We start from the raw sequence: 16,614 nt of genomic DNA, 5'->3' as shown, positions 1-16,614 counted from the left end.
TCCCTGTTGATGGATCGGCGGGGCGATCATAACAGCAGGCGAGCGATGGTTCCCATGGCATCGAATTTTCTGCGGGCATACATAATTTCTCGCATGAAATGTGTGGTCTTTTTAACACAAAATACAGCATTGCCAGCCCGCCCGCTGTAACGTACTATCATTCTCATCGACTACCGATGGTAGTCGTGCAGCCCGCTGCCAGCCTGCGGCCCCGAGGTGGTTTGATGAGCCCGTCATGCATACACGCGTGTTCCCGTCGTGGTTTTCCAGGCCAGTGTCGCAGTGGATAGGGCCGCGCCTGTTTGCCGCGCTGGTGCTGGCCCTGTGCCTGGGACTGACCTACGGCGCCTGGCACAATGCCGACGACGCCAGCGAGCAGCAGGTACAGGCCGATTTCGATTTCCGCGTGCGCGAACTGGTGGGCAGCATCGTGGGCCGCATGCAGACCTATATCCAGGTGCTGCATGGGGTACAGGGCCTGTATGCGAGCTCGCAGGAAGTCACGCGCAGCGAATTTCATGCCTACCTGGCGGTGCAGCAGGTGGACCGGCATTTTCCCGGCATCCACGGCATCGGCTACCTGCCGCTGCTGGCGGGCGGCAAGCTGGCGCGGCACGAGGCCCAGGTGCGCGCGGAAGGCTATCCCGGCTATGCCGTGCGCCCGCCCGGCCAGCGGCCATGGCATGCGCCCATCACCTATCTGGAACCTTTGAGCGACAGCAACCTGCTGGCGTTTGGTTACGACATCCTGTCCGAACCCGTGCGCCGCGCCGCGCTGGAGCAGGCGCGCGACACGGGGCAGGCCGCCATGACGGGCAAGATCCGCCTGGTGCAGGATGGCGGCAATGCCGAAGTGTATGGCTTTCTGATCGTGCTGCCCGTGTATGAGAATGGCTTGCCGCAGGGCACTGTAGAGCAGCGGCGCGCCGCCCTGCGCGCCTGGGTGTTTGCCCCATTTCGCATGGGCGACCTGATGGCGGGCGTGGGCGGCGAGGGTTCGCGCCAGCTGGACCTGGAAATCTATGACGGCGCGCAGCTGGCCGAGGCGGCCCTGATGTATGACAGCCTGCCGGGCGCGCAGTCGGCCGGCGCTTCTTCCACCCTGGCGGCGCAGCAGGCGATCACCATCGCCGGCCATGCCTGGAGCCTGCGCGTGCGCGCCATGCCCGGCTTCGACGGCGAGATGCTGGCGCGGCCCCGCGTGGTGGCCTGGACCGGCGTGCTGGCCAGCCTGGTGCTGGCGCTGGCGGCCTGGCTGCTGGCGGCGGGACGGGCCCGCGCGCAGGCGGCATTGGCGCGCGCCAGCGAGCTGGCCGGGCAGCTCGAGCAGGGCCAGGCCAGCGTGCTGGCGATGGCCGAGGCAGCGCAGCGCAGCCAGGCCATGCTGCGCAATATCCTCGATTCCACCATCGACGGCATCCTGGTCGATAACGTCAACGGCCGCATCTTCACCTCGAACCGGCGCTTCCGCGACCTGTGGCAGGTGCCCGACGCGCTCGACTGGCAAGCGGACGGCGATGCGCTCGTGCACCACGTCGGAAGCCAGCTGGAGCAGGCGGCGCCGTTCCTGGCGGCGCGCGCGCATGCGCCGCAAGGCCATCGCGAGCGGCGCGACGTGCTGCATTTGCGCGATGGCCGGGTGATCGAGCAGTACGTGCGCAGCATGCAATTGGGCAATGAGCAGGCACGGCTGTGGACCTTCCGCGACATCAGCGAGCGCAGCCAGATGGAGCGGCGCGAACACACGCGGCGCCAGGTACTGGAAATGCTGGCCACGGGCGCGCCGCTGGAACGGGTGCTGGAAAGCGTGGTGCTCAGCGTGCAGGCCGACCATCCGGCCATGCTGTGCAGCATCCTGCTGCTCGACGAGAGCCGCCACCGGCTGGTGCTGGGGGCGGCGCCGGGCTTGCCCGCATTCTTCAACCTATCCAGCCACGGCCATGACCTCGATACCCTGCAGGGCGTGCATGGCATCGCGGCGCAAGCCGTGCGCGGCGGCCAGCGCGTGATCGTGGCCGACCTGCACGGCGATGCGGATGCGCAGCAGACGATGGAGCTGGCTTGGCGGGCCCAGCTGCAATCGTGCTGGGCCGAGCCCGTGCGCGGCGGTTCGGGCAAGCTGCTGGGCGTGCTGATGGCGTATCACCGCCAGCCCGCGCTGCCCAGCGCCGCGCACCTGGCGCGCCTGGGCGAGGCGGCGCACCTGGCCGGCATGGCCATCGAGCAGGCGCAGGTGGCGCTGGCCCTGCGCGCCGGCGAAGCGCGTTTCCGCAGCCTGTACGACCATGCGCCCGTTGCCCTGTGGGAACAGGACTGGTCGGCCGTGCGCGCCGCGCTCGATGCCCTGGAGCAAGCGGAGACGGGCGACCTGGGCGCGCATTTCCAGGCCCATCCGGAAGAGCTGAAACGGCTGGCGGGACTGGTGCGCATCATCGACGCGAATGGCGCGGCGCTGGCGCAGGTGCGCGCCAACGAGGAAGACCAGCGCCGCGGCGCCCTGGGCCTGGCGCAGAATTTCGACGACAGCGCCTTGCCCCGTTTTGGCGACGCCCTGCTGGCGCTGGCCGGCGGCGCCCACCTGTACGAATGCGAGAGCAGCTTCGTGCGCCTGGACGGCGCGGCGCGGCAAAATGAGCTGAGCCTGCTGGTCATGCCCGGCCATGCGGACAGCCTGGACTTCATCATGGTGTCCTCGCTCGACATCACCGAACGCAAGCGCATGAATGCGGAACTGCTGCAGCTGGCGACGACGGATTTCCTGACCGGCCTGCCGAACCGGCGCCAGTTCATGGCGGCGCTGGAAAACGAGCATGCGCGGCTGCAGCGCGAGCTGGCCAGCTGCGCCAGCGTGCTGATGCTTGATATTGATCATTTCAAGCGCGTCAACGATGAGCATGGCCACGCCGTGGGCGATGCCGTGCTGCGTCACCTGGGTGCGCTGATGTGCCAGGCGCTGCGCAAGGTCGACGTGCCGGGCCGCGTGGGCGGCGAGGAATTCGCCATCTTGTTGCCGGGCACCGATCTGGCGGCGGCGGCCGTGTTTGCCGAACGGCTGCGCCGGCGCGTGGCGGAAAGTTCGCTGACCATCGACGGCGGCATAGTGATCACCATTACGGTGAGCATCGGCATGGCCGCCATGGCCGGCACCGATGCCGATTGCGACGCCGTGCTGGCGCGCGCCGACGAGGCGCTGTACCGGGCCAAGCGGGGCGGGCGCAACCGCATCGAGCAGAATGACGGCGGCGGCGACGGCGTGCTCAGCAAGTTCATGGCCCAGTGACTACAGGCTGTGCTGGCGCGCCTGCGCCTGCTTGCGGTTGCGGCTGACGATGTACCAGACAATGGCCACGGGGATCAGCAGCGGCAGCAGCACGGGCGTGCTCAGCGCCAGGGCCAGCACCACGCAGAAGGCCACGCCGGCCACCAGCACCACGCCCACGCCGGCCAGCACGACCCCCGTGACGACGGCGGCGCACACCACCGCGATGGCCGCGATCAGCAGGCCGCCGCCGGCAAACACGAGGCCGAACAGCCACTCCAGCGGACCGTCGATCTCGTCGCCGTTGAACGCCATGTGCATGTCGCTGCCGGCTATCTTGTCGAGGAACAGACAGGCAAGCATGACGATGAGGGCGAAGGTGAGCAATTTTTTCATGATGGGCCTCTGTGGATGGGTGACTGGGTACTGCATGCTCACACTGTAGCGGCGCGCGGCAGGCGCGGCCAGCGGCGTGCGACAGGCCGTCATTTTCGCGGTATGGAAGGTCTGTACGGGCAAAAAACACTGATCTGCAACAAGATTTCTTTTCTTGTAATACGCGCAAGCCGTCCTATACTGAATACCTCAGTCTCGCAAGGAGGGCAACATGCTTTTGTTTGCAGATACCGGGGATCAATCGCTATCCCTTTCCCACCATCGAACCACGCGCCAGCGTAGCGCCCCGCAGTCCTGCGCCGAGCCCGTCGGCGCGCCATCGGCGATTCCGCCGATCATCATCACCCCATTCAATTACCATGCACCGCTGCCGGCCATCGACCCGCGCTGGGTGCCGCCCGGTCCGCCCCTGACCTGGCCCAACCGGCCTGCCATGTCCATGTGCTGACCGCAGCCGGGGAGGCAGGCGCGTCCGTGCCGCGCAGCCGGCGGCACGGACGTGCCTGCGGCTGTCGCCAGCCTGTGCTGGAAGGAAATATTGAGCGTGCCGCCGCGCCTGCGGCAAGGCGGCACGGCGGGCTGATTTCGTCTATCATGCTAGCCCCGACCCTCCATCACGAGCACCGCCATGAGTACCGATTTTCCCGATTTTTCCGATGAATCCGCCGAGCAGGACAATGACGCCCCGATCCAGGAGCCGCGCCTGTGGGTAGGCAACGGCTGGACGGCGCGCGTGATCAAGAACGAGGAAGATGAAGGCTGGGCCGTGGCCATGATCAAGGACGGCGAGCCGGAACCGGCCCTCGTGGGCCCGTGGACCATGGGCCGCGACAAGAAAAACCCGAAGCCGCTCGACGTCAACGCCTTCAACACCCTGGTCAAGACGGCGTCCGAGGTGCTGCGCCGCCACGAACAGCAGCTGCATGCGCAACTGCACAAGAATGTCTTCGTCGCCACCGACGAGGGGCAGATCAAGGTGATGTTCGACATCGTGCCCGACGAAGACCACCCGTACGCGGAACTGAGCGCCTACGACGCCGACGGCGAACAGATCGCCAAAGTGCGCACCTCGGCCGCGTTCAAGTTCAACGCCACAGCCGCCGCGAACTGGATCGAAGGCGGCTACCGCAGGCCTTGAAAGGCGATTGCGGTAGCGCGCGCCTCTATTTACTCAGCTGTACCGCCACGCCTTCGGGCGCGGCTTGCATTTCCAGCTCGTCTTCCCTGCGGTAAGCCAGCCGGTACAGCAGCGGCAGCACCAGCAGCGTCAATGCCGTCGACGACAAGATGCCGCCGATGACCACGGTGGCCAGCGGGCGCTGCACTTCGGCGCCCGTGCCCGTGGCAATGGCCATCGGCACGAAGCCCAGCGAGGCCACCAGCGCCGTCATCAAGACGGGCCGCAAGCGCGTGATCGCTCCCTCGCGTATCGCTTCCTGCAAGGGCATGCCCTGCTCGCGCAGCTGGCGGATGTAGGCGATCATCACCAGGCCGTTGAGCACGGCCACGCCGGACAGGGCGATGAAGCCGACAGCGGCCGAGATCGACATGGGAATGTCGCGCAGCCACAGAGCGACGATGCCGCCCGTCAAGGCGAACGGGATGCCGCTGAAGACCAATACTCCATCCTTCACGTTGCCGAACATGGCGAACAGCAACACGAAGACGAGGGCCAGCGCCACGGGCACCACCAGTTCCAGGCGTTTTGTGGCCGACTGCAGCTGCTCGAACTGGCCGCCCCAGCTGGTCCAGTAGCCGGCGGGAATGGCCACCTGCGTCTGCAACTGCTGCGTGGCGTCGGCCACGAACGAGCCGATATCGCGCCCGCGCACGTTGGCGCTGATGACGATGCGGCGCTTGGCGTCTTCGCGGCTGATCTGGTTCGGCCCCGGCGCCACTTGCAGGCTGGCTACTTCACCGAGCGGGATGAAGCGGGCGCGGCCTTCCGCCGCCGCGCCCAGGGGCAGGGCGATGGGCAGCCGTTTGAGTTGCTCCAGGTCGCTGCGCAGGCTGTCGGGCAGGCGCACGACGATGTCGAAGCGGCGGTCGCCCTGGAACAGCGTGCCCGCCTCTTGCCCGCCGATGGCCGTGGCGATCGCCGCTTGCACGTCGGCAATATTCAATCCGTAGCGCGCCGTCTGCTCGCGGTCGATCTGCACCGTCAGCATGGGCAGCCCCGTGGTCTGCTCGACTTTTACCTCTGTTGCGCCGGGAATCTTGCCCAGCACGCCAGCGATCTTCGCCGCCGTGCTGTCGAGCACGCCCATATCGTCACCGAACAGTTTGACGGCCACGTCGCTGCGCACGCCGGAAATCAGTTCGTTGAAGCGCAGCTGGATCGGCTGCGAAAACTCGTAGTTATTGCCCGGCAAGCTGGTGGCCGTCGCTTCGATTTCCGCCAGCAATTGCTCGCGCGACTTCTTCGGTTGCGGCCATGCGTCGCGGGGTTTCAGCATGATGTAGCCGTCGGAAATATTCGGCGGCATGGGGTCCGACGCGATCTCGGCCGTTCCCGTGCGGGCGAACACGCGGGCGATTTCCGGGTGGTTTGCCATCAGCTTGCTTTCCAGTTGCTGCTGCATGGCCAGCGACTGGCTCAGGCTGGTGCCGGGGATGCGCAGGGCCTGGATGGCGATGTCGCCCTCGTTCAGGCTGGGCACGAATTCGCTGCCCATGCGCGTGGCCAGCAAGCCCGACAGCAAGACGGCAACCGCCGCGCCCGTCAACACGACGGGCGTGTTGCGCATCACTTTACCGAGCAGCGGTTCGTACCAGCGCTTGGCCGCGCGCATGATGGCGTTTTCCTTCTCCGCCACCTTGTCGCCGATAAACAGCGCCACGGCGGCCGGGATGAAAGTGATCGACAGCAGCATGGCGCCGAGCAGGGCGATCACCACCGTCAGGGCCATCGGCGTGAACATGCGGCCTTCCACGCCCGTCAGCGCGAAGATGGGCAGGTACACGACCATGATGATCAGCTGACCATACAGCAAGGGACGGCGTGCCTCTTGCGATGCCGCAAACACTTCGTGAAAACGTTCCTGCAAGGTCAAGGAGCGTCCCAGTTTTTGCTGCGCATGGGCCAGGCGGCGCACGCAGTTTTCCACGATCACCACGGCGCCATCGATGATGATGCCGAAATCGAGCGCCCCCAGACTCATCAGGTTGGCGCTCACATGGTATTGCACCATGCCCGTAAACGTGAACAGCATGGCCAGCGGTATCACCATGGCCGTGATGACGGCCGCGCGGATATTGCCGAGGAACAAAAACAGGATGGCGATTACCAGGACCGCGCCTTCCAGCAGGTTTTTCTTCACCGTATTGATGGCCTTGTCGACGAGCACCGTGCGGTCATACACGGTGACGGCGTGCACGCCTTTCGGCAGGCTGCGGTTGATCTCGATCATCTTCTTGTCGACGGCTTGCGAGACGGCGCGGCTGTTCTGCCCGATCAGCATGAAGACGGTGCCGAGCACCACTTCGCGGCCGTTTTCCGTGGCTGCGCCCGTGCGCAGCTCGCGCCCCAGCACCACGTCGGCCACGTCGCGGATGCGGATGGCCACGCCCTGCACATTGGCGACGACGATGTTGCCGATGTCGTCCTTCGATGCCACCTGGCCCGGCGCGCGTATCAGCAGCTGCTCGCCCTGCCTTTCGATGTAGCCGGCGCCCACGTTGCTGTTGTTGCGCTCGAGCGCCGTCACCACGTCTTGCAGGCTGATGCCGTAGGCGGCCAGTTTTTCCGGATACGGCGCCACCTGGTATTGCTTGGCGTAGCCGCCGATGGCATTGATCTCTGTCACACCCGTGACATTGCGCAACTGCGGCTTGATGATCCAGTCCTGGATTTCGCGCAAGTCCGTCGGCGTGTACGGCGTGCCGTCCGGCTTTTTCGCGCCCTCCTGCGTTTCCACTGTCCACAAATAGATTTCACCGAGCCCCGTGGAAACGGGCCCCATCTTCGGCGTGATGCCGGCCGGCAAGCTTTCCTTGGCTTCCTGCAGGCGCTCGTTGATCATCTGGCGGGCAAAATAGATGTCCGTGCCATCCTTGAAGATCACGGTCACTTGCGACAGGCCATAGCGCGACAGCGAGCGCGTCTGCTCCAGGTTCGGCAAGCCGGCCATGGCCGTTTCGATGGGGAAGGTGACCCTCTGCTCGGTTTCCAGCGGTGAATAGCCGGCGGACTGGGTATTGATTTGCACCTGCACGTTGGTGATGTCGGGCACGGCGTCGATGGGCAGCTTTTGATAGCTGTAGATGCCCAGGCCGGCCATCGCGGCCACGGCCAGCATCACCAGCCAGCGCTGGTCGATGGCGAAGCGGATCAAGCGTTCAAACATGATGGTTTCCTTTCGTTTGACGTGATCAGTGTTCGTGGCCGGCGGAGTCCTTGCCCAGCTCGGACTTCAGGACAAAACTGCCTTGCGCCGCGTACGGCGTGCCGGCGGCCAGGCCCTGCTTGATGTGCGTCAAGCTGCCATCGCTGCGCCCCGGCACCACGGGCGTGGCCTGGTAGCCGTCCTTGACCTGCACGAAGACGACGGGCTTGTCTTCCACCGTCTGGATGGCCGTGCTCTGCACGGTGACGGGCGCGTCCGCTTCGCCGGACACCACTTCCACCGTGACGAACAGGCCCGGGCGCCACGCCATGTCCGGGTTCTGCAAGCTGATGCGAGCTTTCGCCGTGCGCGTCTGCTCGCCCAGCAGCGCGCCCACGTAGGTGATCGTGCCTTGCGCACTGGCATCAAAAGCGCTGGCTTTCACCTCCGCCTTGCCTCCCATGCGCACGGTGGCCAGGTCCTTCGCCGGTACGGCGATTTCCGCCCACACGGTTGACAGGTCGGAAATGACGAAGATGTTCGCGTCTTCCTTGACGGCTTCGCCCAGGGTGATGTGTTTTTCCAGCACCATGCCGTCGAACGGCGCGCGGATGTCGTAGCGGTTCAGCGGCCCCTTGCTGCTACTGCTGGCGCCCAGCGCGCTGAGCTTTTGCTGGGCATTCTGCACGGCGATTTCCGCCTCGTGCCACGCTTGCTGGGCCTGGAGGTAATCTTGCTCGGCAGAAATTTTCTCGCGCCACAGTTTTTCTTCGCGCTCATACGTGGAGCGGGCCAGCGACAGCCGCCGCTGCGCCGACAGCAGTGCGCTGCGCTGTTCCGACAGTTCCGTGCTGGCGATGACGGCCAGGATCTGCCCCTTTTTCACCAGCTGGCCCAGGTCCGCCTGCACGGCTTCCACCACGCCGGCCAGGCGCGGCACGACGTGGGCCGTGCGGTCTTCGTTAAAACGGATTTCGCCGGGCAGGGCCACCGTCGTCTTGATGCGGGCGGGCGCGGCCGTGGCGATGACGACGCCGGCCGCCTTGCCTTGCGCCGCCGTCAATTCCAGCCGGCCTTCCACTGCCTCGTGGCCGTGTTCGTCTTTCTTTTCAGCATGGGCTTCCGCCCTGGCGGCGGCGGGCGGCGGAGCCTTGGAATTGCCCGTGCCGAGGATGAAGATGGCCAGCACGATGCCGGCGGCCGCGATGGAGGCGATGGCGATCGCCTGTTTTTTGTTGAGTGTGATGTTCATGGAGGGTGTTCCTTACAGGGAGGCAGGGGCGCCCAGCAGGCGCTCGATCTCGGCGGCGGCGTGCTGCGCTTCCGTCAGCGCGCGCAGGTATTGGTTCTTGGCTTGCAGCAAGGTGCGTTGGGCGTCGAGCACGTCGAGGAAGGCGAACTTGCCGAACTCAAAGCCCTTGCTGGCCGCGTCGTAGGCGCTCTGGGCGCCGGGCAAGATGTCCTGGCGCAAGCTGTCCACGTCGAGCCGGGCCGTGGCCAGGCGTTCGCTGGCCACGGCCACGGCCGTCTGCACGGCGATGCGGGCGGCGGCCAGCTCGTCGCTGGCCTTGTCGCTGCGGCGCAGGGCGTCGAGTTTGTTGCCCGCGTTGCGGTCGAACAGGGGCAGCGGCAGGGCCAGGCCGATGATGGCCTGGTTGCGGCCCAGTTCTTCCGAGCGCTTCATGCCGATGCTCACCGTGACGTCGGGCGTGGCGCGCCGCTGTTCCACGTCCAGCATGGCTTGCCGCTGGGCCAGCGCGCTGCGCGCCTGGCGCACGGCCGGGGCTTGCTCCAGCCGTGCCGCCAGTTCGCTGCCTGGCGGCAGCGACGGCAAGGTTTCCAGGCGGCCCTCGGCCACGCCAAAGCGGGGCGCGGCGTTGCCCCACAGGGCGGCCAGGCGCTTGCGGGCGCCAGCCAGGGCGCTGCGGGCCAGGTTCAGTTCCAGCTTGACGCTTGCTTCGGCGACACGGGCGCGGGTTTCCTCGACGGGCGAGGCCTTGCCGGCCGTCACCCGGCGCGCCGTGATGTCGCTGGCGCGGGCGGCCAGCGCCTGCGCGCTGTCGGCCAGGCGCAAGCCTTCCTGCGCCGCCAGCACGTCGACGAAGGCGGACGTGACGGCCGCGCGCGTGTCGGCTTGCTGTAGCGCAAGGCCGGCCTGCGCCAGTTCCTGGCCCTGCCGGGCGACGGCGGCGCGCGCGCCCCGCTTGCCGCCCAGCTCGATCAACTGGTTCAGCTGCACGGTGGTGCTGCGCGTGGCGCGCCGCGTGTCTTCCAGCACGGTTTGCAGTTCCGGGTTGGGCAGGGCGCGCGCCTGCTGCAGGGCGCCGCCCTGGGCCGCCAGTTCATGGCGGGCGGCCGACAGGGTGGCGTTGCCGCCTTCGGCCAGGGCCAGCGCGGCAGGCAGCGTCAGCGGGCCGGCGGGTTCTTCAGGTGTTTGCGCGTGCGCAAAGTTGCCGGCCAGCAGGCCAGCGGACAATAACAAGATGATTCGGTACATCGAATTCTCCAAAAGCATGGAAAAGAATTCGACGGGACGCGCAGGCGGGCGCCTGGCTTATTGCGATCAGTGAAAGAAACGTCCCGTCGGCCTAGGTGGCCGACGACCAGTCAGGGCGCTTGGGCACGTCCGGGATGTGGGAAGCGTAAAAGAAGGGAGAGCTGTCCGCATTCACGGACGCCGTGTCGCCGACGGGCAGGCTGGAGCCGGCCGGCAGCCACGCGTGGCCGATGCCGTGGCAGACGTTGCAGTCGCTGTGCGGCTGGCCTTTTGATTGCTTATCGGCAACTTTTTTGTCGGCGCCGGGTTTCTTGTCCGCATCCGCCTTGTGCTGGTGGTTGTGGTGGCCCAGGTGCTGTGCCGCCTTGCCTTCCTCGTGCAGGCAATACGCGCTCGCCGCGGCCCAGGACATCTGGAGCGGAAGCACGAACAGCAGCAAAATGAGGAAGAATTTTTTCATGTGTGTGGCTATTGTACAGAAAGGCGGGCGGCCGTGCCCATGTCAGCGCGGCTGGGCGCGCCACGCCTTCAGGTGCGCGGCGATGGCCTTGCCCTGGAATAGCTGCGGTTCGGAATGCTCTTCTTCCTCCATGCCGCCCTCGAGGAAATCGGCCGCCTCGCGCGCCTGCACCAGCACCTTGGCCTTGTCGAACGCCTCGGCAAAGCCGGCGCTGTTCGGCAGCGCTTCCTTGAAATACGCTTCGCTGAAGTAGGTAAAATCGTTCTGGTCGTCGCAGCCGAACGAGGTGCGGTCGCTGCGCGCGGCCGTGATGATGAGGGTGTTGTCATCTTTCAATGGTGCAATGAAGCCGCCCGCATAGCAGGCCGAGATGACGATGACTTTCCAGCGGATGCCGCTGTGCCTGAGCATGGACGCCAGCTCCTGCGCGGGCAGGCCGTGCAGGTCCATGCCGTTTTGCGCCAGCGCCAGTTCGTGCTCGGGCGAGCCGTGGCTGGTGAGAAACAAAAACAGGATGTCGTTCTTCTTGTCCATCTTCGCGCCCATGCTGTCGAGGCTGGCACGGATGCTGGTGCGCGTGGCCATCGGCTGCTGCGCCACCGTGTTGCGGCTATTGACGAGCATCAAGGAGCGACCCACTGTGCCGAAATCGCGGTCGAACTGGCGCTGCACGAAGGCTGTTTCGCGGTGAAACACTTCCTGCGCGCCGTCGCCGGCCACGCCCAGCAGGTAGAGATTGATCTTTTTCGCCGCATCGCGCGGCGCGATGCGCGCCAGGGCGCCGTCGAGCAGGCGCCCCTGCTGGTACAGGGCCAGTTCGATATTGTCGCGCGTGAGCTTGTCGGCGGCCGGGTCGTCCAGCTGGCCTTCCGTCCAGTTGCCGCTGTCTTCGCGCCGGCCGTCCGCCTGCGCCACGGCGTAGCGCAGCACGCCCTTGCCGTCGAACTGGCCATTCTTGAAGCTGCCCCGGTATTCATCGCCGTCGGCCGTGCGCAGCACGCCTAGCCCGTCGAATTTCCAGTCTTTCAGCGCGCCCTCATAGCGGATGCCGTCGCTGGTGGTGACCTTTGCCTTGCCCAGCACCTGGCCCTGGACGAATTCGCCCTCGAAGACGGTGCCGTCCGTGTCGGTCAGCTTGCCGGCGCCGTGCGGGCGCCAGTGCTTGAACTGGCCTTCGAAGGTGGCGCCGTCGGCGCCCTGGAAGCGGCCCGTTCCTTCGAAGCTGCCCTTGACGAAGCTGCCCGCATAAATCTCGCCCTTGGGCGAGGTGTAGCTGCCCTGGCCGTCGAAGGCGCCCTGGCGGAACTCGCCCGTGTATTCCACGCCCGAGGCCTGGCGCAGCTTGCCCTGGCCGGCAAACACGCCGCGCGCGAAGCCGCCCTCGTAAAACGCGCCGCTCGCGTATTCGAGCCGGCCCTGGCCGTGCATCTTGCCGTCGACGAGGGGGCCGAAATAGCGCCCGCCGTCGGCCGTTTCCGCCGCCGGCGCCCGTCCGTCCGGCGCGGCGCACAGCGGCGGCATGCCCAGTGCGGCAAACGCCAGCAGGGCGGCGAGGGTGTAGGGGCGAAGCGAGGCGCGTAGCGTGGCGGTCATGAGGACGGTCTGGTCTGTAGGAAGGGGCCTAGTCTGCCACCGTATCGCCAAGGTGGCAAATGCGCGCGTGACGTGTGTTGCTCTGCTTCAAGGCAAGATTCCACATTTTATGCCGTGCCAAGGCGGGACTGAACTGATAATATTGATTTTCAGAACATATCGACACAAGGGACACAGTCACCCCATGGAAAGCCGTCTCAGCCGCCTGGAAGCCGTTCAAACCGTGTTGCTGGAAATCGGGCAGCGCTCGAGCACCTGCAGCGATATCAGCGAGTTCCTGCAGGCGGTGCATGCGGCGCTGGGACGCATCATGTATGCGGCCAACTTTTACGTGGCCCTGAGCGACCGCGAAGACGGCCTCGTGCGTTTTCCCTATTTTGTCGACGAATTCGACGCCGCGCCCGACCCGGACGCGGGCGTGCGCCTGGCCAGCGCCGCGCAGTCGCCCACGGCGTGGGTCATCGTCAATCGCAAGCAGCTGGTGATGACGGCCGACGACGACGCCATGCGCGCCATCGGCGGCGGCGCCTGGGGCGGCGGCACGGCGGCCGAGCACTGGATAGGCTGTCCGCTGCTGGACCAGCAGCACCAGGTGCTCGGTGCCATCGTCATCCAGAGTTACGACGCCCAGCACCGCTTCAGCCTGGAAGACCAGGCCCTGTTCGCGCTGATCGCCACGCACGTGTCGAGCGCCCTGCAGGGCATGCAGAGCATGGACCGGCTGGAAAAGGCGGTGCAGGAGCGCACGGCCCTGCTGGCGCACGAGGTGGCCGAGCGCCGGCGCGCGGAAAACCTGCAGCATGCGCTGTATGAAATCGCCAGCCTGTCGGCGCAGGCGGCCGATGCGACGACCCTGTACACGCGCCTGCACGCCATCATCAGCGGGCTGGTGACGGCGAAGAATTTCCTCATCGCCCTGTACCACCCGGACAACAAGGACATCACGATCCCGTATTTTGTCGATGAAAAGGATGCCCAGGCGCCCGTGAAACGCTTTCATTACGGCATCGGCATGAGTTCCTATGTGCTGGCGCGCCGCCAGGCCTGTTTGCTCGATGCCGGCAGCTATGCGGCGCTGGTGGCCAGCGGCGAGATGGACGAGCCGCTGGGCAATACCGGCATCGCCAGCTGGATGGGCGCGCCCATGCTGCTGGGCGAGAGAAAGTATGGCGTGATCATCGTGCAAAGCTACGACGAATCCGTCGTGTATGGCCAGGCGGAACTGGACGTGCTGGCCTTCATGGCCAGCCACGTGGCCGTGGCGATGGCCCGCATCCAGGCCGACCGCGCCATGCGCGAGGCCAAGGCGGCGCTGGAAGAGCAGAACGCGGCCCTGAACAGCGCCCTGAGCGCCTTGCAGGAAGCGCAGTCGGAACTGGTGCGCCAGGAAAAGCTGGCGTCCCTGGGACGCCTGGTGGCGGGCGTGGCGCATGAAATCAATACGCCGCTGGGCATCTGCGTGACGGCCACCAGCCATCTGGTGCAGGAATTGAAGCTCACGCGCGAAGACCTGGCGGGCGGCCAGCTCGACGAAGACGGCTTGCAGCAGTTTTTCGACATCGTCGACCAGACCCTGCGCATCATGACGACGAACACCCAGCGCGCCGCGGCGCTGGTGCGCAGCTTCAAGCAGGTGGCCGTGGACCAGTCCTCGGACGAGCTGCGCAGTTTTAACTTGCGCAAATACCTCGATGAAGTCCTGCTGTCCTTGCAGCCCAAGCTCAAGGGCAAGCCCGTCAAGGTGGAAATCGATTGCGCGCCCGAGGTGCAGCTGCGCAGCTATCCGGGCGCCGTGTCGCAGATCGTCACCAATATGGTGGTCAATTCACTGGTGCACGGCTTTGCCGAAGGCGAACCGGGCAAGATCAAGCTGTCCGCCCGGACGGCCGGCGAGATGCTGGAACTCGACTACAGCGACGACGGCATGGGCATGGACAGCGCCACCCTGGGCCAGCTGTTCGACCCCTTCTTCACGACCAAGCGGGGCTCGGGCGGCAGCGGCCTCGGTGCGCACATCCTGTATAACCTGGTGACGGGGCCGCTGGGCGGGACGGTGAAGGTGGTCAGTGCGCCGGGGATGGGCTTGCACTACAAGATACGTTTCCCGCTGGAGCCGAAGAGTGCTTGAAATTTGAAACTTGAAAACGGCGGGCCGGAGACGCGGGCCTGAGAAAATGCCGATGGCGGCGTTGCGGCTCCTTGCCGTACATGCGTACTGTCTGCGTCGCCGCGCCTTGCCCTCGGCATTTTTCAGCTCCGCTTGGCCTGGAATGCCCGTGTTGTGGTCTTGCGCCGCAGCCTGGTTTGCCAGTGTGCGGGGGGCAGACCCTCAGGGTCTGACCCCGGTATTTGTTCTTGGGTTAAATCTGGAGCCTAATCCGGGAAACGTTGATTTAACGCAAGCGCCTCGTCGAGGTTTGCAATCAGCAACTCCACATACTGCGGATCGAGGTGGCTGCCGCTCACTTCGCGCAAATAGCTGACCACGCGGGCCAAAGGCCAGGCGTCCTTGTAGCAGCGCTTGTGCATGAGGGCATCGAAGACGTCGGCGACGGCGGCGATGCGCGCGTATTTGTGGATGTTCTCTCCCACCAGGCCTTGCGGGTAGCCGCTGCCGTCGTATTTTTCATGGTGCTGGTGGGCGATCACGGCCGCCGCTTTGAGCAGCGGGCGCTGCGAGCCGTCGAGGATGGACATGCCCACCGTCGGATGCTGCTTCATGATTTCCCATTCGGCCGCGTCGAGCTTGCCGGGTTTCAGCAGCACGGCGTCGGGCGTGGAAATCTTGCCGATGTCGTGCATGGGCGCCGCGTGGCGCAGCACCATGGTTTCCTCTTCCGACATGCCGGACGCCTGCGCCAGCAGCTGGCACACTTCGGCCATGCGGCGCACGTGGTTGCCGCCTTCGTGCGAGCGCGATTCGACCACGTCGCCCAGGCGCAGGATCAGCTCGGCCTGGGTATCGGTGATTTCCTGCGTCAGCAGGATGTTGTCGAAGGCGATGGCCACGCCGGAGCAGAACACTTCCAGCAGCTGCGCGTCGAGGTCGGAAATCTCTTCCACCCCCTTGAGTACCAGCAAGGAGGCCTTGCCGCTACTGTTGGGAAAATAGCCGACATAGGTGTCGCCGTGCAGGCGCGAAATCTTGTTGCTCTTGGCGTGGTCCAGCTGCGACAGCAGGGAAGGGCTGAGCATGCCGCCGTCGGCGTCCAGGTCGCCGATCTGCGCGAGGATTTCATAGTCCTGTTCGCCCGTGATGGCGCTGGCGCCGCGCAGGCGCAGCAGCATGCTCGTTTCCAGGCGCAGCAGGGCGACGACCTGCTGCAGCAGGCCGCTGGCAAAGTCGCGCAGGTTGCGCTGCTTGAAGATGTGCGCGGAGGCGGCGATGACGCGCTCGAGGCCTTCGCGGTAATGGAGCTGGGCCTGGCGCGCTTCTTCCACCTTCATGATGTCGCGGTAGGCGCGCAGGGCGGCAAAGGTGGTGGTAAACAGCTTGGTGCGGTCGAGTTCCGTCTTTTCCTTGTAGTCGTTGATGTCGTAATTGACGATCACCCGCTCTTCCGGCGCCTGTCCCGGCTGGCCCGTGCGCAGCACGATGCGCGTAAACTGGTTGCCCAGGTCTTCGCGCATCCAGCGCGCCACCTCGAGGCCGCTGTCTTCGCGTTCCATCACCACGTCGAGGAAGACCAGCGCGATGCCGTCCTCGCGCGCCAGCACCTGCTTGGCTTCGGCGCCGCTGTAGGCGTGCACGAAGCTCAGGGCGCGGCCCTCGAGGCGGAAACGGCTCAGTGTCAGTTTGGTGATGTCGTGGATATCGGGTTCATCGTCGACGAGCAGGACTTTCCAGGGAGGTAACTTGGGCGATGCTGAAGACAAAAATGACATAGGGGCGAGTTCCGCTAAAAGGCATAACTGACGCAATGCTGAGACGCCCGCGCCAGGAATTCCTGTGCGCCACTACCGGCGTTGCGCGTTTTTCGGGCGCATTTTGTCGATTGTAGACCGACAGCTAGGTATTAACAATAAGCAAGAAGAATTGACTAAAATCATGCAACATTCATGCTTAAAAAACACTTTAAATCCA

General features: G+C 65.5%; 11 protein-coding genes. 4 read left to right on the top strand and 7 right to left on the bottom strand.

All coding sequences use genetic code 11. The features are described 5' to 3' along the window. Positions 1-235: 235 nt before the first annotated feature. Positions 236-3,280 carry a sensor domain-containing diguanylate cyclase gene (locus AC07VI_RS22780; protein WP_494808822.1) on the top strand — a complete coding sequence of 1,015 codons (3,045 nt, stop codon included), beginning with the start codon at positions 236-238 and terminating at the stop codon, positions 3,278-3,280. On the opposite strand, the gene AC07VI_RS22775 is transcribed toward AC07VI_RS22780, so the two are convergent. Then, entirely contained in the window at positions 3,281-3,655 is a 375-nt protein-coding gene (locus AC07VI_RS22775; RefSeq protein WP_086145535.1) for a hypothetical protein, read from the bottom strand. A gap of 211 nt (positions 3,656-3,866) precedes the next feature. Between AC07VI_RS22775 and AC07VI_RS22770 the strand changes: the two genes are divergently transcribed. Beyond that, positions 3,867-4,103, top strand: coding sequence for a hypothetical protein (locus tag AC07VI_RS22770; RefSeq protein WP_139842471.1), 237 nt, complete (start codon positions 3,867-3,869; stop codon positions 4,101-4,103). Positions 4,104-4,283: 180 nt separating this feature from the next. Continuing rightward, on the top strand, positions 4,284-4,793 hold the full coding sequence (locus tag AC07VI_RS22765; RefSeq protein ID WP_086145536.1) for a hypothetical protein: 510 nt from the start codon (positions 4,284-4,286) through the stop codon (positions 4,791-4,793). 25 nt (positions 4,794-4,818) lie between these two features. Here AC07VI_RS22765 and AC07VI_RS22760 read toward each other — a convergent pair whose 3' ends face one another. The 5 genes from AC07VI_RS22760 to AC07VI_RS22740 form a co-directional block, all read right to left on the bottom strand. Next, a complete protein-coding gene (locus AC07VI_RS22760) occupies positions 4,819-8,001 on the bottom strand; it encodes an efflux RND transporter permease subunit (RefSeq protein WP_086145537.1) in 3,183 nt (1,060 codons plus the stop codon). Positions 8,002-8,026: 25 nt separating this feature from the next. Continuing rightward, entirely contained in the window at positions 8,027-9,232 is a 1,206-nt protein-coding gene (locus tag AC07VI_RS22755; RefSeq protein WP_492992355.1) for an efflux RND transporter periplasmic adaptor subunit, read from the bottom strand. A 12-nt stretch (positions 9,233-9,244) separates the two neighbouring features. Beyond that, positions 9,245-10,477 carry a TolC family protein gene (locus tag AC07VI_RS22750; protein WP_143450708.1) on the bottom strand — a complete coding sequence of 411 codons (1,233 nt, stop codon included), beginning with the start codon at positions 10,475-10,477 and terminating at the stop codon, positions 9,245-9,247. Positions 10,478-10,568: 91 nt separating this feature from the next. After that, positions 10,569-10,937, bottom strand: a complete 369-nt coding sequence (czcI, locus tag AC07VI_RS22745) for a cation efflux protein, CzcI family (RefSeq protein ID WP_086145539.1) — start codon at positions 10,935-10,937, stop codon at positions 10,569-10,571. A gap of 42 nt (positions 10,938-10,979) precedes the next feature. Then, positions 10,980-12,530, bottom strand: coding sequence for a C13 family peptidase (locus tag AC07VI_RS22740; RefSeq protein ID WP_099420149.1), 1,551 nt, complete (start codon positions 12,528-12,530; stop codon positions 10,980-10,982). Positions 12,531-12,714: 184 nt separating this feature from the next. On the opposite strand from AC07VI_RS22740, the gene AC07VI_RS22735 reads away from it, so the two are divergent. Beyond that, positions 12,715-14,658 carry a GAF domain-containing sensor histidine kinase gene (locus tag AC07VI_RS22735; protein WP_086145541.1) on the top strand — a complete coding sequence of 648 codons (1,944 nt, stop codon included), beginning with the start codon at positions 12,715-12,717 and terminating at the stop codon, positions 14,656-14,658. Positions 14,659-14,903: 245 nt separating this feature from the next. Here AC07VI_RS22735 and AC07VI_RS22730 read toward each other — a convergent pair whose 3' ends face one another. Next, positions 14,904-16,415: a DUF3369 domain-containing protein gene (locus AC07VI_RS22730; protein ID WP_086145542.1), complete on the bottom strand. Its 1,512-nt coding sequence runs from the start codon at positions 16,413-16,415 to the stop codon at positions 14,904-14,906. Between the last annotated feature and the right edge of the window lie 199 nt (positions 16,416-16,614).

The sequence above is a fragment of the Janthinobacterium sp. GW821-FHT03A03 genome (assembly GCF_059421435.1).
This window is presented reverse-complemented; position numbering and strand designations above follow the sequence as displayed.